Annotated in this window: 15 protein-coding genes; 5 read left to right on the forward strand and 10 right to left on the reverse strand. The window is 38.4% G+C overall.

The genetic code is table 11. From position 1 onward, the window contains the following. Window positions 1–20 precede the first annotated feature (20 nt). Window positions 21–587, reverse strand: a complete 567-nt coding sequence (locus tag A7A69_RS01190) for an FxsA family protein (RefSeq protein WP_152876023.1) — start codon at window positions 585–587, stop codon at window positions 21–23. A 126-nt stretch (window positions 588–713) separates the two neighbouring features. Here A7A69_RS01190 and ruvC point away from each other — a divergent pair, with 126 nt between their 5' ends. Further along, window positions 714–1,259, forward strand: a complete 546-nt coding sequence (gene ruvC / locus A7A69_RS01195) for a crossover junction endodeoxyribonuclease RuvC (RefSeq protein WP_120369302.1) — start codon at window positions 714–716, stop codon at window positions 1,257–1,259. A 6-nt stretch (window positions 1,260–1,265) separates the two neighbouring features. Here the strand turns inward: ruvC and A7A69_RS01200 are convergent, their stop codons facing one another. Beyond that, the gene (locus A7A69_RS01200) at window positions 1,266–2,753 is read right to left on the reverse strand and encodes an NAD(P)H-hydrate dehydratase (RefSeq protein ID WP_152876024.1); all 1,488 of its coding nucleotides are present in this window, start codon (window positions 2,751–2,753) and stop codon (window positions 1,266–1,268) included. Window positions 2,754–2,781: 28 nt separating this feature from the next. On the opposite strand from A7A69_RS01200, the gene queG reads away from it, so the two are divergent. Together queG and bioB are read left to right on the forward strand one after the other, a co-directional pair. Further along, the gene (queG, locus tag A7A69_RS01205; RefSeq protein WP_152876025.1) at window positions 2,782–3,888 is read left to right on the forward strand and encodes a tRNA epoxyqueuosine(34) reductase QueG; all 1,107 of its coding nucleotides are present in this window, start codon (window positions 2,782–2,784) and stop codon (window positions 3,886–3,888) included. 77 nt (window positions 3,889–3,965) lie between these two features. Next, window positions 3,966–4,955, forward strand: coding sequence for a biotin synthase BioB (gene bioB, locus A7A69_RS01210; RefSeq protein WP_120369292.1), 990 nt, complete (start codon window positions 3,966–3,968; stop codon window positions 4,953–4,955). 42 nt (window positions 4,956–4,997) lie between these two features. On the opposite strand, the gene A7A69_RS01215 is transcribed toward bioB, so the two are convergent. After that, the gene (locus A7A69_RS01215) at window positions 4,998–5,207 is read right to left on the reverse strand and encodes a hypothetical protein (RefSeq protein WP_151981968.1); all 210 of its coding nucleotides are present in this window, start codon (window positions 5,205–5,207) and stop codon (window positions 4,998–5,000) included. A 243-nt stretch (window positions 5,208–5,450) separates the two neighbouring features. Here A7A69_RS01215 and A7A69_RS01220 point away from each other — a divergent pair, with 243 nt between their 5' ends. Together A7A69_RS01220 and A7A69_RS01225 are read left to right on the forward strand one after the other, a co-directional pair. Continuing rightward, the gene (locus A7A69_RS01220) at window positions 5,451–6,389 is read left to right on the forward strand and encodes a SphA family protein (protein WP_151981970.1); all 939 of its coding nucleotides are present in this window, start codon (window positions 5,451–5,453) and stop codon (window positions 6,387–6,389) included. A 52-nt stretch (window positions 6,390–6,441) separates the two neighbouring features. Further along, a complete protein-coding gene (locus tag A7A69_RS01225) occupies window positions 6,442–8,412 on the forward strand; it encodes an alkyl/aryl-sulfatase (protein WP_152876026.1) in 1,971 nt (656 codons plus the stop codon). Between the two features lie 556 nt (window positions 8,413–8,968). Here A7A69_RS01225 and A7A69_RS01230 read toward each other — a convergent pair. The 7 genes from A7A69_RS01230 to A7A69_RS01260 all read right to left on the reverse strand — a co-directional run bounded on the left by A7A69_RS01230 (window position 8,969) and on the right by A7A69_RS01260 (window position 20,699). Then, complete coding sequence (locus A7A69_RS01230) at window positions 8,969–10,663, reverse strand: ShlB/FhaC/HecB family hemolysin secretion/activation protein (protein ID WP_152876027.1); 1,695 nt, start codon at window positions 10,661–10,663, stop codon at window positions 8,969–8,971. A 4-nt stretch (window positions 10,664–10,667) separates the two neighbouring features. Further along, window positions 10,668–15,209 carry a two-partner secretion domain-containing protein gene (locus A7A69_RS01235; protein WP_152876028.1) on the reverse strand — a complete coding sequence of 1,514 codons (4,542 nt, stop codon included), beginning with the start codon at window positions 15,207–15,209 and terminating at the stop codon, window positions 10,668–10,670. Between the two features lie 577 nt (window positions 15,210–15,786). Beyond that, window positions 15,787–16,569: an enoyl-CoA hydratase-related protein gene (locus A7A69_RS01240; RefSeq protein WP_120370582.1), complete on the reverse strand. Its 783-nt coding sequence runs from the start codon at window positions 16,567–16,569 to the stop codon at window positions 15,787–15,789. Window positions 16,570–16,587: 18 nt separating this feature from the next. Continuing rightward, window positions 16,588–17,379, reverse strand: a complete 792-nt coding sequence (locus tag A7A69_RS01245; protein ID WP_151980603.1) for an IclR family transcriptional regulator — start codon at window positions 17,377–17,379, stop codon at window positions 16,588–16,590. A 42-nt stretch (window positions 17,380–17,421) separates the two neighbouring features. Next, window positions 17,422–18,324, reverse strand: coding sequence for a hydroxymethylglutaryl-CoA lyase (locus tag A7A69_RS01250; protein WP_152876029.1), 903 nt, complete (start codon window positions 18,322–18,324; stop codon window positions 17,422–17,424). 9 nt (window positions 18,325–18,333) lie between these two features. Beyond that, window positions 18,334–19,515 carry a CaiB/BaiF CoA transferase family protein gene (locus A7A69_RS01255; RefSeq protein ID WP_120370579.1) on the reverse strand — a complete coding sequence of 394 codons (1,182 nt, stop codon included), beginning with the start codon at window positions 19,513–19,515 and terminating at the stop codon, window positions 18,334–18,336. A 17-nt stretch (window positions 19,516–19,532) separates the two neighbouring features. Beyond that, the gene (locus tag A7A69_RS01260) at window positions 19,533–20,699 is read right to left on the reverse strand and encodes an acyl-CoA dehydrogenase family protein (RefSeq protein WP_152876030.1); all 1,167 of its coding nucleotides are present in this window, start codon (window positions 20,697–20,699) and stop codon (window positions 19,533–19,535) included. Between the last annotated feature and the right edge of the window lie 79 nt (window positions 20,700–20,778).

A 20,778-nucleotide genomic window follows, 5' to 3' on the forward strand; every position in this document is an offset into this window, starting at 1 on the left:
CAATTCACATAAATTGAGTTCTAGTCTTTATCCTTATGCTCAATTTTCTTAACTTCAGGTATGACTTCACGTGCTTCACCATCAATTACACTAGAATCACGATACTGACCACCTGACTGTTGATTTTGCATATCCTGCATTTGACGCATCATGTCGGCAAATGGGTTTTGCCCCGCCTGACCGCCTGCACTTCCCATCATACCGCCCATCATTTTATCCATCATGGCTTGTTGGCGTTTTGCCATGGTTTTCATTAGGGCATTTTGAAATATTTTTTGCACAGCAGGGATAAGAATCAAAACTGCCAAAATATCAGAGATAATCCCTGGTAACATGAGCAGGAAACCTGCCATTGCCATTGCAAGTTTTTTACTTACAGCGGGATCAGTTCCGGGTTGCCCAGTCATCTGCATTTGCTGTAATTGCGGCATAATCCCAGACGTACTGGAACGCAGCATATTTAACCCAATAAAAAATGCAATAATAAACCAGAAAAAAACGTACCAGCCGCTAATAAATTGGGCAATACCAATCCACACCGCAATTTCGAGAATCGCACCAAGAACAACAATCAATAATAAATTCATGTAAAAACGTATCTATCTCAAAAAATAAATGTTTGCAGCAGTATTAACCACTGATCTCAACTGAATCAAGATTTTTTAATGCTGTTATGTAACAATATGGGCAATCTTTTATTTTTAAAGTCTGTTATGCCATTAATTATAGGAATTGATCCTGGTTCACGTCTTACGGGTTACGGAATCATTGAAAAAGATGGCGCTCAGTTACGTTTTATTGATGCAGGAACAATTCGCACTGAAAGTCAGGACATGCCTGAACGTTTGAAGCGCATTTTTGCAGGGGTTGAACGGATTGTAAAATTTCACGGCCCTACCGAAGCTGCGGTTGAGCAGGTTTTTATGGCACAAAATCCAGATTCTGCACTTAAGCTTGGCCAAGCCCGTGGAGCAGCAATCGCCGCATTGGTGAATCTTGATTTGCAAGTCGCTGAATATACGGCACGACAAATTAAACAATCTGTTGTGGGTTATGGTGCAGCGGATAAAGAACAAGTCCAGATGATGGTAATGCGAATTTTAAGCTTAAGTATTAAACCACAAGCCGATGCCGCAGACGCTTTGGCAGCCGCCATTTGTCATGCCCATGTATCTGGAAGCATGAGCAAGATGGCAGTTTTAAATGCTCTGGGTGGAATGGCACGTGGAAGAAGTCGTTATAATAGTAGAAGGCGCTAAGTTAAATTAAATATTCACAAGCTGATAAATTGCCTCTGACATATGCTGCGCCTGAATTCCTCTTTGACCCTTTTCAGCCAATAAATCACCAGCCTTTCCATGTAATGTCACAATGTCTGAAAGTGCAATATCTGCATGGAACTGCGCTTTTAGACTTGCAATCATGCCTGCCAATACATCGCCCATCCCGCCTGTACCCATCCCTGCATTACCTGTTGAACAGACAAATAACGTATTATTTTCCAGAATCAAACTGCCAGAGCCTTTCAATACCCAATTGCCCTGATATTTTTTTTGTAGCTGATGTATTGCCGCCACTCGATCTTGTTCAATCTGTTGTACAGTCGTATTCAGTAATCGGGCAGCTTCAGCCGAATGGGGCGTTAAATACATATTTTCAGGCAAATGAATATCTTCTTGTTTTGCTAAAAACCAGAGTGCATCTGCATCTAATACAATTTCAAGCTGAGTTTGAGTTTGCAGAAGATCAAACCAACGCTTAAAAATCTGGGCTGACTTATCATCTCGTCCCAAACCCATTCCAAAGCAAATTGCATCGACATGGCTAAGTAAGTCTTCAATGTTTGGTTTATCAAGTTGATGAATATCATGCACCATAATATTTGGAGCGCGTGACAATATTGCTGAATGATGTGATGTATCACAAATCATGGTAACTTTCCCTGCACCAGCATGAAATGCTGCTTCACCCGCCATGATCACAGCTCCCCCCATATTGGCATGACCGCCCACCACTAACACATGCCCATAACTTCCTTTATGACCAAAAGCCTGACGTTTGGGTAAATGAATATGTGAAGATGTAAGATACGCGACTGGCTGTAATTCATCATCACATGGAATCAATGAAATAACTTCTAGTTGTCCCACATATTCTTTGGCCTGTCCTGTAACAAGTCCTACTTTTATTGCCAAAGCCGTAAAAGTAATATCGGCTTTAATCGCAAACGGTATCGCCTGACCTGTATTTACCTCTAATCCACTGGGAACATCGATGGCAACTTTTAAACCAGATAAATAATTAAAATGCTGAATCGTATTTTGCCAGTGTTGATCAAGCTCACGATTTAATCCAATTCCAAATAACGCATCAATATGACAATCGAACTGATCTTGTACATCAAAGTGTGGCTTAATATTCACATTATAATTTTGAGCATAGCTCATCGCTTGCTGTAAATCTGAAGAATCACCTACTGGTGCTGCAAAAACTTGAACGTCATATCCTTTTTGTTTTAAGTAAGCAGCAGTAAAGTAACCATCCCCTGCATTGTTACCAGAACCACACCAGACTGCAATTTTTTTGATGCTTAGGCTATTTTTTAGAATATGTTGATTTAATCGTTCAGCGATTGCCCATGCAACTTGCTGCATTAAACCCAAAGAAGAATTGTGCTGTGTAAACCAACGTTGCTCCCATGTTTGAATACTTTGACGATTATAAACAGGGCTATGGTAAACTTGAGTTCGCATTTTTCTTCTTCCTCATTATTTTTGGCATATGTCGTCTATTTCAGCAACTTCAATTCCTGTTCTTCAATACAATGCCATTGAACTAAAACAATGGATTAAAGGACAAGCTTTGGCACTTGGTTTTGCTGATTGTGTCATTGCCAAACCAGATGCTCAAGAGCAAATGCCGCGCTTTGAAGAATATTTAAAACGTGGCTACCATGCGGATATGCACTATTTAGAGGAAAATCTAGATAAACGTGCAGACCCCAAATTGCTCGTTCCCGGTACAAAAAGCATTATTTGTGTGCGAATGAACTATCTAGTTGAAACACCTAAGCCACGTTATGTACCCGATGAACCGAATTCTGCAATTATCGCTCGTTACGCACGTGGCCGTGATTATCATAAAATTATGCGGGGACGTTTAAAAACATTGGCGTCCAAAATCAGGGAAAAAGTTGGGGAATTTGAATCACGCCCTTTTGCAGACTCAGCACCTATCTTTGAGAAAGCATTGGCTGAAAGTGCGGGAATGGGTTGGACAGGTAAGCACACCCTGCTTATTCACAAGAAATCAGGTTCTTTTTTTGTGTTAGGTGAATTATTTACCTCACTCGATTTGCCGTTTGATGAACCTGCTACAGCACATTGTGGTTCTTGCAGTGCTTGTATTGATATCTGTCCGACTCAAGCTATTGTTGAACCTTATATGCTAGATGCAAGAAAGTGTATTGCTTATCTGACCATTGAATATAAAGGAATTATTCCTGAAGAACTTCGTATCGGCATTGGCAACCGAATCTTTGGCTGCGATGACTGTCAATTGATTTGTCCGTGGAATAGTTTTGCAAAAAAAGCATCCATTTCCGATTTTCATCCACGACATGGGCTGGACAATATTTCATTGTTAGAAATCTGGCAATGGGATGAATCGACCTTTTTAGGCAATACTGAAGGTAGCCCGATTCGACGCACAGGATATCAATCTTTTAAACGCAATATTGCAATTGGATTAGGCAATGCGCCCTATTCTGAGTTAATCATAGCGCAACTTTTACAAGCAAAATCTCAGCATGATGAGATTGTTAACGTGCATATTGACTGGGCAATTGAACAACAATTAGTAAAGCAACTCGCAAGTCAACAAAAATGATGTTTTTTGCCCTATGGCTTTGGCATGAATTCTGTATGATAAGTTGCTAGTAAAAGCAATCATCATGGATTATGACAATGACCTTACGTAATGATTGGACTCGTAACGAAATCCAAGCACTATATGATCAACCATTTTTAGATCTGGTTTTTCAGGCGCAACAAGTGCACCGTCAACATTTCTCTGCCAATACGATTCAGGTCAGTACCTTATTATCCATTAAAACAGGTAAATGCCCTGAAGATTGCAAGTATTGTTCGCAATCGGCACGTTACGATTCAAAATTAGAAGCAGAAAAACGAATTGCTGTTGAAAAAGTTATTTCTGAGGCCCAAGCAGCCAAAGAATCAGGTTCATCACGTTTTTGTATGGGCGCTGCTTGGCGTAATCCCCATGAACGCGATATGCCCTATGTTCTTGAAATGGTACGTGAAGTCAAAGCATTAGGACTTGAGACATGTATGACACTAGGCATGCTTAACCAATCACAGGCTGAACGCTTACAAGAAGCAGGACTGGATTATTACAATCACAATCTGGACACTTCACGCGAATATTATAGCAATATCATTAGCACCCGTACCTTTGATGATCGTTTAAATACTTTGGATCATGTACGCAATGCAGGCTTGAAAGTCTGTAGTGGCGGTATTGTTGGTTTAGGTGAAGATAAGCAAGATCGGATTGGATTATTGTACGAGCTTGCAACTTTACCTATTCACCCTGAATCTGTGCCTATTAATATGCTAGTACCGATTGAAGGAACACCACTGGCTGATGTAGAAAAACTAGAAGTGACTGAATGGATTCGTACGATTGCAGTTGCGCGTATTATTATGCCGCAAAGTTATATCCGACTTTCTGCAGGTCGCGAATCACTGAGCGATTCAGATCAGGCACTGGCATTTATGGCTGGAGCAAACTCTTTATTCTCTGGAGATAAATTGCTTACAACACCGAATGCAGGTGAAGGAAGAGATCAACAGCTTTTCGCTAAACTGGGACTAGTGGCAGAAAAACCAAAAATTTCTGCTCGTGAATTGGCTGTAGATGCCATGAGTGCATAATTTTTTAAGCCCTCTCATTTAGAGGGCTTTATTTTATGCGTTTTAAGAGGTTACTAAAATTCCATATTGCGCAGTTAAATACATCCCTTCACGGATAATATCTTCCCCTGCCGCATGCCTCACGATAAGCTGCTGAGTATGTACATCAAAACTCAACGAATCGAATATATCTTGATGCTGCATTAACCAAATCATCGTCTGATCAATTTGATCTGTGACAATATGATGATGTAAATTTAATTTATCAGACATAATTAAACTCAAATTTAAATTCTTTTGAGATTGTAAAATACAGATTAATAATCTGGAAGTATAATGAATGAAAAGTCATTGAAAAAGTGAACAAAATGACTTTCGATGAATATGAATTTTCTATAAAAAAAGTGGTAAAAAAAATGCGCTATAGTAGATTAATATAATCGCCTTATTTTATAATTAACCAACTAAAAAATAAACTTATAATTAATTTATAACGCTCGAATACAAGGAATATCGATGAAAATATTTTTAAAATATGGTTTAGTGCCGATCACATTATGTCTATCTATATCCCAACAAATATATGCGGTCGAGGGAGCTTCAGGTAGACCAAGTACAGGCATGCAGGTGGTTCCATTGAATGCAGTACTCCCTTCAGAAGAAGGTGGCATATTAAGTCTAGTGAGTGTCTATTACGATGGAAGTTTAAATGCATCCAAACAGGTTCCTATCGCGGGTCAACTCGTTGGAGGAATTGATTATCAACTTTCCTATAACTTATTAAATGGGGTATTTATCTGGAAAACCTCGCCACAGTGGACTTTTGCAACCAGTGTCGGAGTACCTGTACAGTACACCAATATTCGCTCTTATGTGAATGACCGTGAAAAACAAGAAAGTGCTACAAAAATTGGCGATGTGATGTTTTCGCCTATTATTGCTAATTATCATATAAATCCTATTATGCATGTTTTGTTTGGTGTCAACGTCTATGCGCCAACAGGCAGTTATGATGTCAACAAACTCAGCAATGCGAGCCAAAACACCTGGACATTTGTTCCAAATATGGCAATGACAACCATTTTACCAAGACTGAAAGCTGAAATTACAGCAAATATGGGGTATGAGTTCTATACCAAAAATGAGGCGACTGATTATAAAAATGGTGAAATGTTCCGCCTTGATTTACTTGGTTTAAAACGATTTGAATCAGGTCTAGGGCTCGGGGTAGTCGGTGGGATGATTTATCAAACTACGGATGATGATAGTCGTTTTTCAGATCGTTTAGATGGATTTAAAGGTCGATCTTATGGTGTTGGCCCAATCTTAACTTATGAAAAAAAACTTGGGCAAGATTATTCACTTTCACTTTCTGCTCGAGGTGTGCATGAATTTGATGTCAAGAATAGACCCGAAGGTACAGCTTACCAACTTAATCTTTCACTCCAATACTAAAAACAGTTTTATTAGCCCTAATTACAATGAATTTAAATGTGAGTATATCTAGATGAATCAATCTTCTTTAAACAAAAAACTTATTTGTACGGTGCTCATGAGTAGTATGCTTTGCACGCATTTATATGCAAAGCCTGCCACTACGACAACTCAACAGGCCAATAATGCAATTTACAATGTACTGCCTTTTAATGATAAAAAAGACTTTGAAGACGCTCAAAGAGGATTATTACTAAAACCTGAACATCTTACAATTAAAGATGAAAAAACAGGTAAAGTTGTTTGGGATTTAGAATCATTTAAACAGTACATCAAACTAGAAAATCCTGCTCCCCCTTCTGTGAATCCAAGCTTATGGCGTAATGCACAGCTTAATTTACAATATGGTTTATTCGAAGTTAAACCGGGTATTTATCAGGTACGTGGTTATGATTTAGCAAATATTACATTTATTCGCGGTAAAACTGGCTGGATCGTTTTTGATGTTGGCAGTGTAAATGAAACCGCAAAAGCAGCTTATGATTTAGTTACTGAAAAATTTGGTAAATTACCAATAGTCGCGATTATGTATAGCCATCCACATGTGGATCATTATGGCGGTGTAAAAGGGCTTATCACAGATCAGGATGCACGAAGCGGTAAAGTTAAAGTCATCGCACCCGATGGTTTCATGGAACATGCAATTAGTGAAGGGGTTATTTCTGGAAATGTGATGAGCCGTCGTGCAATTTACATGTATGGTGCCTTACTTCCTCGAAGCCCTGAAGGAAGTGTGGGAGCTGGTTTGGGCCTAACAAATCCGGGAGGTACCACAACTATTATAGAGCCAAATACTTTAGTCAAAAAAACGGGTGAAAAATTAAACGTTGATGGCGTTGAAATGGTCTTCCAAATGACTCCAGGCACGGAAGCTCCCGCAGAAATGAACGTATATTTGCCACAGTTTAAAGCAATGTGGATGGCCGAAAATACAACTGCCACTATGCACAATATCTTAACGCTTCGCGGCGCTCAGGTTCGAGATGCTCTCAATTGGTCAAAATATATTAATGAAACAATTGAGCTATATGGCAATGATATTGATGTCAAATTTCAAAGTCATCATTGGCCAGTCTGGGGTAAAGATCAAGTCCATGATTATTTAGAAAAACAAAGAGACTTATATAAATTCATTCACGATCAATCTGTATATCTCATGAATAAAGGATATACAGGTGAAGAAATTGCTGAAATGATTAAACTACCACCAAGCCTTGAGAATTTTTGGGATGGTCGTAGTTATTATGGAACGCTCAAGCACAACTCTAGAGCAGTTTATCAACGTTATGTAGGTTGGTATGATGGAAATCCATCAAGTTTAGATGTATTACCTCCAGTAGATGCTGCGAAAAAATATGTGGAATATATGGGTGGAGAGCAGCAAGTCATTGAGCGAGCTAAAAAAGATTTTAGTAAGGGTGAATATCGTTGGTTAGCTATGGCGCTAAAGCATGTTGTTTTTGCAAATCCAAATAATGTAGAGGCTAAAAATTTACTCGCGGATACTTATGAGCAATTGGGCTATCAAGCTGAATCGGGACCTTGGCGTTCAGTATATTTACAGGGAGCCAATGAGCTAAGAAACGGTGTGCCAAATAGACAGCTAAGTGGTACAGTCAGCCCAGATACTATTCAAGCCATGCAACCAGATTTGTTATTTGATTTCTGGGGTGTCCGTTTAAATGCTGAAAAAGCACAAGGAAAACGTTTAGCAGTTAACTTCAATTTCCCAGATTTGAAAAAAGACTACACCGTTTCTGTTAGTAATTCTGTTTTGAACTATTCAACTGTACCGACTACTAAAGTTGATGCAACTGTAACATTGAATAAAACGACTTTAAACGCGATCCAACTTAAACAAGCAACATGGCAGGATAAAATCAAATCAGGGGATATAAAAATTACAGGTAATCAACAAGCCTTGACTGATTTAGTTGGACTAATTGATGAATATCCTTTCTGGTTCAATATCGTAACACCATAATAAGAGTTTAAATTTTTTGAAGATTTAAACTCTTATATCAAACAACGCCTGATGAATCTCATTGGGCGTTTTTATTGTACAGATAAATTTTTTTTGAAATTCTTTATAGAGCGTCAATTCGAAATTTTCACTTTACTAATGCATGGTCTTTGTTGTAGCAAAATGCAGAGCATGTAAAAACCAGTTGATCTGTACTCATCAGATGAATCATATATATTACTAATATGGCGGGATTGAAGATAGGCAGCAACAATTGTCACGTTTTAATGCTGTAAAGAATGCTTTTGAGTTATTAAAATAAGTGTACTTATATCAAACCACAATAAAGATAAATTTAGAAATACTGAGCTGCGCACGACGGATTCTGAAGTATTGTAAGTTTTGTCTTAAAATTTCTAATAGATAGATTCAGTTTTAAAAAAATTATCAATTACACAAAATAATTGAATATAAGCCATCCATGGAATTTCCAAATTAAGGCCTGTATCACCAAGACACAGACCTTAATTTCAAATGAATATGATTACACTTTTATATCAAATAAGTGCTTTTATCATTAAAACGTCTTTCTCAGACTCAACCAGTATTGATGATCGTCCCGATCTTGCATCTGCTTTGGCGTATTCCCGATTGGAAATGCAACCTCTGCATTCGCCTGTATGTTCCAGATATTAAACCAGCTCAAGCCCAAACCCGCACTACTTAGTCTGGCCGTATTATCGCCTGTCACCCCAATCCATTTATCTGCATTTAAGGTGACATCCGCACTATCAATAAATATCTTGGCGCCAAGCTGGTTTCGTTTATCCTGATACAGTCGTTGTCTTAGTTCTAGATTGGCCATGTAGCCACTGGAGCCTGAGAATTGGCTAGATTCATAACCTCTGACGCTAAACGGTCCACCGCCCATATATTGCTCTGCACTGTCCAGATTATAGGGACTGTATTGACCTGATAAGCCAATAAAAGCTTGTGTGCCATAACTACCCAAATTTTGTAGTCGTGACAAACTTAGGTTAACCGCATAGAAATCGTCGCCAGTTTTAGCTGATTGCGCATCAATAAATTCGGCTTCATCGTTCTTGAATTTGACCCGACCAAAGCGTGTTGCCGCACTGAGTTGGTTAAGCCCTCCTCCGGCCCATTGATCGTAGTGTGAGGCGTCCAATCTAGCCGTCAATAGATCAATATTACGGTGTTTGTAGTATTGGCTCAGTGGAATATCATCTTCGAGCTTTTTATGGTCATACTGTACGCTGAGTATTACTTCTGATGTATTGCTCAGTAATGCAGGCTGGCTAAGCCAGATACTGCTTTGTTCTGCTTTGCCTTCGGTGCCAAGTGCTTTGAGTTCTTTACCCAGTTCATAATCTAGTCGGGAATAGCTGGCTCCTGCACGGGTGCCCATGCCTGTAAAGGTAAATTCATAGCCCACTTTTCCGTAGTTGAGTGCTTTGCCTGTGGTCATGCCATCCAAACTCAGTACATCCCCCAGTCCGAGTAGGTTGTTTAGACTCAGTCCTGCGTTGTATCGGGCTTCTTTGGTATAACGGTTGCCGTAGTTATCTGCACCTATGTAACCTGAGAGCAAGTTGCTATTTTCTACATCGATATCCAGTTGACTGGTTCCTGTCTGTTCGCCTGGACTCAGGATGTTTCTGGTGGTGACGCCATTTAAGCGGTTGAGCAGTTTAAGTTGTTGTTCGAGTTGCTGGTTGTTAATCTGTTGCCCACTTTGCAGAGGAGCGACGGTTGCATTGAGTAACCATGCTTGTGTACGGCTATGGTTGTGTATCTCCGTTTGTTGGTATCTGGCTTCGAGTACTGCGATACGTACAGTACCATTGTTGAGGGTTTGTTGTGGTAGATAGGCACGGCTGTAGGCATAGCCCTGTTGTTTATAAGCATCGGTAATGCGTTGTGCCAGTTGCCACAGTTGTGCCAGTGTTTGCGGCTTGCCTTCGGCATCCGCGACGATGGCATGTAGTTTGGCTGTGGCAATTGCGGTATTACCTTCTATTACAATGCGATTAACTTGTATGTGTTGCTGGTCATCCGCTTGGGGTGTGGTTGCTTTTGTAGTTTCGATAGCAACTTTGTCCTGAGGTGTTGCCAGTTGGTTCAGCGGTTGTTGTTCTTGTAGCAGTTGTCCTGCATTGGGTGCAGGGGCTGCGAAACTAGCTGAAGTAGAAGCAAGGGTTAGTGTCACAATAGACAGGCTAAGTCGTTTCTTTTGGTATTTGATTTTCATAATTTTAGTACCCTCCTTTCATTACTTGTAGTCCGTTGATATTCACCCCGCCATTTTGTACATCGATCCGCGCTGAATTTTGTGGTTGTATTTGATGATCTGTAACAGGCTGGAATTGTATGGCTTGTAGATAGCCTGTTGGGGTCAAGAGTGTCATATTGGCAGTAGTTTGTGCAGTGTTCTTTATTAGTTGATAGTTGGCTGCATCTGCTCCTGCCAATTGTATATTGTTGATATTCACTGTTTTATCCTGTCCAATCCCAAGATCGCTAAATTGTCCCTGTGCTGAAGCCACGTACAGATCATCACCTGTTATTTTGCCTAGAAGCTGGCTGTTATTAAAATTAAGTGTGGCATTCGTTGTACCATCAAAGAAACGGCTGTTTGCAGTGATACCATCGACCTGTGTGATCAGGGCTTTATTGATTGTTCCTGTGGCATTTTGAGTTTGGACTATGTAGTTATTGCCATTATTTCCATCGTTAATCACAACACCTGTGACATTTAGGGTGCGGTTGCCTGCATTTCGACTATCAAAGACTTGTGTGGCACTTGCGCTGTCATTACCTTGTAAGCCTGTGATGCTGACGAGACCTGTTGAGGCGTTAGTACCATCATAGGTGCGGGTATCGCTTACAGCATTAAGATGAAGTTGTGCTTTGGCAATATCTAATGATCCATCGATAAAAGTGAGATTGTAATTGCTATCACTACCTGTTGCCTTGCTGCTATAACTGCCTGCATTTTTACCTGTGCCTGATGCAGTCACGCCTGTCAGTACGGATTCAGTTTCTCCATTGACTAAGCCTGTGGCGGTAAAACCTGTAACCGTTTGGTCTTTACCGTTATATATGGCACTGTGGTTGCTATTGGCTATGACCGTGGCATTGGCTTTGGCAATATCCAAGGATCCATCAATAAAAGTCAGGTTGTAGTTATTGTCAGAGCCTGTGGCTTTGCTGCTATAACTGCCTGCATTTTTACCTGTGCCTGATGCAGTCACACCTGTCAGCACGGATTCAGTTTCTCCATTCACTAAGCCTGTGGCGGTAAAGCCTGTAACACTTTGGTCTTTGCCGTTATACACCGCACTGTGGTTGCTATTGGCTGTCACAGTGATATCTTTTTTACCAACTACCCATGTCCCATCATTACGTTGTGTAATATTGTAGTTACCATTGGTCAATGTGCCATCAACAGTTAAGCTATAACTGCCTGCATTGGTCGTATTGTTAATGCCAAAGCTGTTGTTTAAACCCGTTAAGACTGCTGCGGTTTCACCATTGACTAAGCCTGATGCATTAAAGTTCGGATTAACTTGGTTTGTATCACCATAGATCGATGTGCCACCATTCGCTGTCACAGTGATGTCTTTTGGGATAACTTTTAAAATACCAGCATTTATTAAATTGAGGTTGTAACCTTGCTTATTATTAAAATTAGTTGGGAAAATTTCTATTTTATAAGGATTTGCGTTCACATCAGCTAAAACATTTGTTCCTGCTGAGTGAATATCTAATCCTACTTTTAAACTATTATTTAAAGCATCATCTAGACTATGACCTTTGTATGCCCCTTCAACACCGCTTAATAGCCCTTCTACTTTATAAGCATCTATCAAATCAATAGTTTCACCGTAATTTTTTATTTTATCCAAAGTTGTCAAATTAATATCTAAATTTTCAGAAAAAATATATCTGTTGCCAGACTCACCAATATTTGATGATCCATTTACACCCAATATAGCTTTATTATTACTATCAAGATTGTTATAAGAATGGCCTGATTCAATATTATTAAGATATATAAGCCATCTACCTTGACTGGAATTTAAAGCAGATGCTCCTTCATTATTAATAAATTTCCCATTAGATGATAAATTTATATCTTTATCTACATTGATTACACCATTTAAACTTAAATCCGAACCTGCCCTTACTGTTAAATAATCGGCAGAAATTGATTTTAAATTCAATAAATTTACATCAGAAATTAGAATATTTTTACCATAAGCACTGATTGTACCTACAAAATCGTTCATCGAATTGATAAGTGTTATGTTACCGCTTGCGCTAAATGAAGTATTACCATCAATTTTTAGCAGAGCGCTTTGAAAAATATCACCATTAATAGTCGTCGCAACTAAATCTCCAGTTGCATTAACAGTATCTAACTCTAAATTAGTAGTATTATTAAGAGTAATATCATGCCCAGTTAAAGCAACTTTTTTTCCAAATTGGTTATTGGTTGAAGCAAGTGTAATATTGTTATCCGATGTAATCTGGGCAGAACCACCCACTGTATAGCCAGAACTTTGGATCAAGCTTTCATGGGTATTAATATTTAAATCACCAAGACCATTAATACCTAAACCGCTAAAAATTTTAGCAAAAATGCTAATCTGATTAGCAGAAATATCACCATTAATATGAATAGCACCTGATGATGCAGATAAATTTAAATTGTTAGTGCTACTCTGAGTACTTATAGTAGCGGTATTAATATCTCCACTAATACTTCTCAATGTCGTATTACCTTGCAACTTTAATACTTTATTGAAAGTAATATCACCTATAGTCGTAATATCACCATTCGTCATACCCAACCCATTAACATTTAACGACTGCAAAGCTATAGAGTTACCAACATTGCCATCAAATATTACATCTGAGGTAGTATTAATTGTTAAAGCATACTTTCCGTTCAAGGTTCCACTGAGTTGAATCAGTCCCAAAGTACTAGTCAAATGAGTATCACCCATCAGTTCAATATTACCCTTTAAAACCTGCAGACCAACTGTATTAAGCAGAGTCGGCAATTTTATTGTTGGTGCATAAACGATTAGACTATCTACGTCAATCACACCGAGTGTCAAAGCACTACTGGCTGTCAATTGAGTGTTTCTAGCATTGATATTAACTAGACTACTAAAACTATTACCGACATTGGTTAAAGTTACATCTCTTGATGAAACTAAAGATAGATTTCCAGCGACTGTAAGGGCTTGGTAATTGGCTAAAGCTATTTGAGTAACCAAATTTAAGTTGCCTCCAACATTCCCACCAATGCTGTTGATCGAATTGCCAACAGAACTAAGAATTACATTACCGGATGTGTTAAAAATTAATCCGCCCCTTACTGCTCCAGCAGTTTGTATAACGTTTTTACCATTCAATAAAATAGAGCCTCCATCCATATTTGCTCCAATATTGATATTGTTGTAAGCCGTTAAGATCAGACTATTGGCACTCCCCCAAGTTACATCCGCATTAACATTGATGTCACCTGATTGACTCTTATTTGCTCCATCTGTATTCAGGGTCACAGTGCTCGTCTGAAGAAGGTTTTGTAAATAACTTGCACTAATTGAATTGGCAGTGGTATCGGGTCCTCCATTAGTGATGGTCATTTCAAATGGATCAATTAAATAATTACCAACTTTTCCACCATCAGATAAAGTCGAAACTTTGGCTGTATCTTGTATTTGAACTTGTGCAGCACTTGTTTCTATAAATCCACCATCTGCACCATTTTTACCTTCAGCCTTTAGGATTCCACTGACTGTGGTTATTCCATTTTGCATATCACCCAATAGGATGATTTCACCTTTCGCATTTTGGCTTAAGCGATTCGCTTCAATAATCCCTGTATGATTCACTACAGCTTTACTTAAACTGTCTTTGGCTTTGGCAGTTAAATAAACTGCGCCATTATTTGCTTGTATGGCGCCGCCATTATCCACCAAGCCTTGTAATGTGCCCAAGTCGATTTTGTATTCAGTTAAGCGACCATCCTGTAGTTGTAAACTCACCTGATCGGCTGCGGTCAAATGCACGACATTTGTGCCTGTACCATTGTTTTGAATGCTTCCCTGATTGTTCACCACGGGTGCAATGAGTGCGACTACACCACCATGGGCTATGATACTGCCGTAGTTTTCAATACTGCCTGCGCTGCCATTATTTTTTAAGGTAAATTTCCCCTGCGTCAGATCGCTATCTGCAAGGTTAAGGGTAGATGCAACGATACCACCCACATTGACTTGTGCCGTTTTGCTAAACACCACACCATTGGGGTTGAGTAAGAAGATTTGTCCATTGGCATTTAAGCGCCCCATGATCTGGCTGGCATTACTGTCTAGTACTCGGTTAATTGCTATGGAGGAACTGTTCGGTTGGTTGAAGTTTACTGTGGCATCCTGACCAATGTTAAAGCTGTTCCAGTTGGTACTCAGGTTTTGAGTGTTCTGGTTAATGTTAAGCGTGTTGTTATTTTGGTTAAATTGTGCCGAGCCCTGTGTGACCGTTGCACCTGTCGGTAAGCTGTTTGGGTTAATTTCAGCATAAATGGAGAGTGGCAGTAGTGCCAGTGCAAAACCAAGACCTGTCAGTGATAATAGATGAGAGCTTACTGCTTTATGCTGATCGAGATTAGCACCGTCTTTTATGACACTTTGAGATTGTGCAGTATTGTGTTTTCCAAGTTCTGAAACCACCTGCCAACACAATAGGCTTTTATTCCATATCACTTTATAGATCTTGTTCATTTCCCACCCCGCATCATAACCATGATTATTTTTTATGCATTAATTATGTATTAAATCAAGTTTTGATCATTTGGTATATCACTGAAATTGGGTATTCCGACCAAAATGAAAGCTTTAGTTCAAAAGTAAATGGGGGCATTAATAAGTAAGATATAAAAAGAAATTTGAAGAAAAATTTAGCCCATCAGACTTTTGATTATTTACACAAAATTAAAATATAATGTCGATTAATTCGCCATAATTTAATAAAGACCGACATTAAGAAAGCTAAAGAATTAGACTTTTTTTAGCTTTTTTTTGTTGAAAAATCATAAAAATTTCAAATAACTATATGAATAATAATAACGTATAGATTGCAATTTATAAAAAGCCGTGAATTTATTGCAACAGAATCAAAGACCAGAAGCAATAAACCTTAGATAAGTATCTTTTTTAATAGACCGCAGAAAATCACAATCGATCGTTTCTGGATGAACATATTAAGCGGAAAAGACCGCAAAATGACAATGTATGCTAAGAAATGGAGACTTTCATTTTTTAGCACGCTTCACTCTGACAAAAGTAACTATGATGTCATTTAAATAGACGTATTCTTTTGCAAGAAAGCTTGCAGACGAGTTTGTCCTTCATCCGAAGTTCGTCTTTTAGCAATCATTTTTTCTGTATAGATTTTTAAATCAAGAGTAAATTCAGAGGAATAAATTTTATTAAATAGCTCTTTACATGCTTGTTGAGCTTGAGGACCTTTTTTCAGAAAATTGAGAATAAACTTATCAACTGCTGCATCTGCTTCTTCACATGAAAATACTTTTTGTACCAAACCGATTTTTTCAGCCAATTCGGCATCAATCACATCAGCAGTCATAGAATAGTAAAGTGAATTTTTATAGCCTATCGCTTGCTGTACATAAGGTCCTATCGTGGCTGGTATTAGCCCTATATTAACCTCAGACAAACATATTTTAGAATCATCAATTGCAATCGCCATGTCACAGCATGCAATTAACCCCACCGCCCCACCATATGCTGCGCCATGTGTCACAACAAGGGTTGGTACCGCAATATGCTTTAAGTCCCACAGCATATCTGCTAAATATTTTGCATCTGTGAGATTGTCGTCATAACTTAAATTTGCGGAGGATTTCATCCACTCAATGTCAGCACCTGCACAAAAGTTTTTTCCACGTGATCTTAAGATAAATAAGCGAATGTTTTTCTTCTCATTAATGGCTTTAAATTGAGCCGACAACTCTGCAATAAACTCAGCATTTAAAGCATTGAACTTTTCTGGGCGGTTTAACCAAAGAGTTGCAACACCAACATCACTAATATCAAGTTCCGTGTATACAGAATGCGTCATATATAATTCCTTTATCCATTATTGAGCCCCCATCTCTTGAAGCTCTTCATTAATCATCTCAATGCATTTGGACAGCGCTTTAGGATGCGATGACCATAATTTTTTCATTCTATTTAGTGGTCCAACAATCGAAATACCATACCATTCTCCTGAGCAAGTTAATGGCATTGCAATTGCCGCCAGATCTTCTGCACTCTCTCCTAAATTTGAAGAAAATCCATTTTTTCTTACCTCCTCTAAAATATTGAGGAATTCACGCGGCGATGAAATCGTTTGTTCACTAAATTTTGTCATTTTAAGATTTAGTAATTTTTCCAAAACAGATTCATCGTCATATTGAGCCAGAATAGCCTTACTGATTGAATTAGCATGCAATGGTCGTAAGTCGCCTATTTGTGCTGCATAACGAATGACTTGGTTAGATTCAATCACATCTAGATAAATCACCTCATCCTCTTGGATCTTGCCAAAAACAATACTCTCACCCACTTCTTTTTGTAGCCGTACCAAATGCTCATGAATTATTTCAAGAATTTGATTACCATCATGGATTTTAATAGCCTGAGTTTCTAATTTACGTGTAGGATAGTACCCACCACGTCTTTTCACTTCGTATAAATAACCTTTATCAACCATTGTGCGCACCATCGACAAACAACTTGATGTTGGAATATCTAGGTAATTTGCCAATTCACTTAATACCAAAGGTCTTTGATAATGGGCAAATACCTCAAAAAGATCCAAAGCTCGCGCTACTAGTTTTACAGTCATATTCTTTTTCCATTCCCAATATTGAGTACGGTATAACATACTTTTTTCAAAAAGAATTTTCGATATTGAGGATATATTCCATTACTTTGTATTTGCCCGTGAAACTTTTGAATTAGTTTCTCGAACTAGAACACGATTAATAAAATTACCTGCCTCAATCAACTTTGATAAATTAACACCTGTTTCATAACCAGAATTTTGCAACATATAAACTAAATCCTCTGTCGCTAAATTTCCCGATGCCCCTTTGGCATAAGGACACCCACCCAAACCAGCCACAGAACTATCAAATGTTCGTATTCCTTCTTGCAAGCTTACAAATACATTGGCTAAAGCCTGACCATAAGTGTCGTGAAAATGCCCTGCTAACATTGAAACAGGTATCTTCTCTTTCATGGCTTTTAATAACTGTAGTGTTTTGAAGGGAGTCCCTACTCCTATCGTGTCACCTAAAGATACTTCATATGCACCGAACTCTATCAACTGCTTCGTTAAATCAACAACTGATTGAGTATTTACCTGACCTTCATAAGGACAACCAAGTACACATGAAAGATAAGCTCGAACTTTTATATTATTTTTTTGTGCCTCTTTAATAACTTCTCGAGCGACTGTAATCGATTCATCAATACTTTTATTAATATTTTTTTTGGAAAAAGATTCAGATGCTGCAATAAAAACAGCAATTTCCTTTACTCCATTATTAATTGCGCTTTCCAATCCTTTAATATTGGGAACCAAAGCAGCATAAGTTTTATCAGGGGTAGAATGTTTGTGTAAATATTCAAAAATTTCTGATGTAGCTTCCATTTGAGGCACCCACTTTGGAGAAACAAAGCTACCGCATTCTAGATAATTCAATCCTGCATGATCCAAACGCTGAATGAGTTCAATTTTATCCTCTAAACTAATGCAGAGCTTCTCATTTTGTAATCCATCACGTGGAGCAACTTCGACGATATTGACCCATTGACTATGATTCATAACTTACTCCTAAGATGCTTTACCGCATTTTTTATTAACTTTAGTTGAAACTGCATCTTGGTTTAAATTGGGCGGTAATCGATAAATCGTTCCTGGTGTTCTTGAAAACTTAGTCGGTATATCTGTAAGGCGGATAACCCCTTCCGTGGGATGTTGGAAAGTTTTAAAGAATCCTATTTGCTTTAAATGTTCATCATCCAACAAAGATTCAAGGGTATTCACTTTAGCCATTGGAATATCCGCATCTTTAAGCAAAGTGATCCATTCATCTGTAGTTTTAGTTTTCATTATTTCGGACAAAATACCGTACATCTCATCAATATTTTTTCCACGCAAGGCTGGGTTAATAAATCGCTCTTCTTTAGCATAATGTTTTAGGCCAGAAAGAATAAAAAAACGTTCCCATTGGGCAGATGTATAAGGAAGTATTCCTAAAAAACCATCTTTCGTCTGATGTGGTTTCCTAGATTTTGACAAAACCCGACCATAACCCATATTAGGTTTTGTATTTTCGATGAAAGTAGCCTCAGACATATGTTCCATGAGATTAAAAGAAACCATAGTTTCAAACATTGGAACATCTACAGCTTGCCCTATACCAGATCGCTCGCGTTCAAATAAAGCCATAGCGACGGCATATGCTGCTGTAATTCCAGTTACTTTATCTGCAATAACTGTATTTAAGTATTCTGGCTTATATTCAGCTTTATTGCGCCCTTGCAAATCCGCCAAACCCGACATCGCTTGAATTAAGTCATCATAAGCGGGTTTACCTGAATATGGCCCATCTTCTGAGAATCCATAGACACCACAATAAATAAGGCGCGGATTAATGCTCTGTAAACTGGCGTAATCCAAACCTAATTTCGCCATAGATTTTGGGCGAATGTTATACAGCAGAATATCAGCAGATTCGACCAACTCTAATAGCTGAACTTTTTCATTTGGATTTTTTAAATTTAAAGCAATACTGCGCTTGTTTCGATTCAATTGAATAAATGAAGCACTCATAGTTGAATGTTTAGAAGGAGCTGTATAACGAAATACATCACCCTCCAATGATTCAACCTTAATTACATCTGCTCCCATATCACCAAGAATTTGGGAGGTATAAGGTCCCATTACTACAGAAGATAAATCAATAACTTTTACCCCAACTAAAGGGCCTGAGGGTTGATATAAAGTATCCATACTTTCCGCACCTTGTATTAATATGACTTTGGTAAATCAAGCACTTTTTCAGAAATGAAATTCATAATCATCTGTGGACTGATTGGTGCCAAACGTGGGATCCAGCATTCACGCATATAGCGCTCCACATGATATTCCTTGGCAAAACCCATACCACCATGTGTTGCTACAGCAGCTTGACATGCTTGAAAACAAGCTTCTGCAGCTAAATATTTTGCAGTATTTGCTTCAGCACCACATGGCTTACCTGTGTCATATAATGTCGCAGCTTTGAATACCATTAAATTCGCTGCTTCTAAGGCCATCCAAGCTTGTGCCAATGGATGTTGAATACTTTGGTTTTGACCAATCGGACGACCAAAAACCTCTCGCTCTTTGGCATAAGTAACAGCACGTTTTAATGCCGCTTGCCCCATACCAATCGCTTCAGCAGCAATCAAAATACGTTCAGGATTCAAACCATGTAATAAATAGCTAAACCCCTTTCCTTCTTGGCCTATAAGGTCTTCATCTGGAACAAATAAATTATCAATAAATAGCATATTTGAATCGACACATTTACGACCCATTTTCTCAATACGCTGTACTTCAACATGCTCACGATCTAATTTTGTATAAAACAGACTTAAGCCATCTGTTGACTTTTTAACTTCATCCTTAGGCGTGGTACGTGCAATAATCAACATTCGATGAGCTTGCTGCGCTGTTGAAATCCAAATTTTTTGACCATTTAAAATATAGCCTCCTGCTACTTTTTTAGCAAAAGTTTTTAAGCTAGTCGTATCTAAGCCCGCATTGGGTTCTGTTACGGCAAAACATGCCTTTTCCTCCCCCGCAATCAATGGTGGTAAAAAGCGCTGTTTTTGCTGCTCATTGGCAAAAACTTGTACTGGATTCAAACCAAAAATATTCATATGAATAGCAGATGCGCCCGACATTCCTGCTCCAGAAGCACTGATAGCTTGCATCATAATTGCTGCCTCAGTAATTCCTAACCCCGCACCACCATAATTCTGCTCCATTGCAATTCCTAACCAACCGCCATCTGCCATTGCTTTATGCAATTCGTGTGGGAAATCACCACTAGAATCCTTCTTCAACCAATATTCTTCATCAAATTGTTTAGAAATTTCTTCGATAGATTCTTTGATTTGCGCTTGCTCATCAGTCATCAAAAAATTCATTTTTAAATCCATTTAATTCACATGTATGAATTAAATTATCCATACAAGAAATATAATTTCAATTAAAAAATTAAATTAT

The sequence above is a fragment of the Acinetobacter guerrae genome, assembly GCF_009372255.1.
In the GTDB taxonomy this organism is placed as follows: domain Bacteria; phylum Pseudomonadota; class Gammaproteobacteria; order Pseudomonadales; family Moraxellaceae; genus Acinetobacter; species Acinetobacter guerrae.

Coding starts and splice junctions, on each gene's coding strand:
- A7A69_RS01190 (WP_152876023.1), bottom strand. CDS start 587: ATGAATTTATTATTGATTGTTGTTCTTGGTGCGATTCTCGAAATTGCG.
- ruvC (WP_120369302.1), top strand. CDS start 714: ATGCCATTAATTATAGGAATTGATCCTGGTTCACGTCTTACGGGTTAC.
- A7A69_RS01200 (WP_152876024.1), bottom strand. CDS start 2,753: ATGCGAACTCAAGTTTACCATAGCCCTGTTTATAATCGTCAAAGTATT.
- queG (WP_152876025.1), top strand. CDS start 2,782: ATGTCGTCTATTTCAGCAACTTCAATTCCTGTTCTTCAATACAATGCC.
- bioB (WP_120369292.1), top strand. CDS start 3,966: ATGACCTTACGTAATGATTGGACTCGTAACGAAATCCAAGCACTATAT.
- A7A69_RS01215 (WP_151981968.1), bottom strand. CDS start 5,207: ATGTCTGATAAATTAAATTTACATCATCATATTGTCACAGATCAAATT.
- A7A69_RS01220 (WP_151981970.1), top strand. CDS start 5,451: ATGAAAATATTTTTAAAATATGGTTTAGTGCCGATCACATTATGTCTA.
- A7A69_RS01225 (WP_152876026.1), top strand. CDS start 6,442: ATGAATCAATCTTCTTTAAACAAAAAACTTATTTGTACGGTGCTCATG.
- A7A69_RS01230 (WP_152876027.1), bottom strand. CDS start 10,663: ATGAAAATCAAATACCAAAAGAAACGACTTAGCCTGTCTATTGTGACA.
- A7A69_RS01235 (WP_152876028.1), bottom strand. CDS start 15,209: ATGAACAAGATCTATAAAGTGATATGGAATAAAAGCCTATTGTGTTGG.
- A7A69_RS01240 (WP_120370582.1), bottom strand. CDS start 16,569: ATGACGCATTCTGTATACACGGAACTTGATATTAGTGATGTTGGTGTT.
- A7A69_RS01245 (WP_151980603.1), bottom strand. CDS start 17,379: ATGTTATACCGTACTCAATATTGGGAATGGAAAAAGAATATGACTGTA.
- A7A69_RS01250 (WP_152876029.1), bottom strand. CDS start 18,324: ATGAATCATAGTCAATGGGTCAATATCGTCGAAGTTGCTCCACGTGAT.
- A7A69_RS01255 (WP_120370579.1), bottom strand. CDS start 19,515: ATGGATACTTTATATCAACCCTCAGGCCCTTTAGTTGGGGTAAAAGTT.
- A7A69_RS01260 (WP_152876030.1), bottom strand. CDS start 20,699: ATGAATTTTTTGATGACTGATGAGCAAGCGCAAATCAAAGAATCTATC.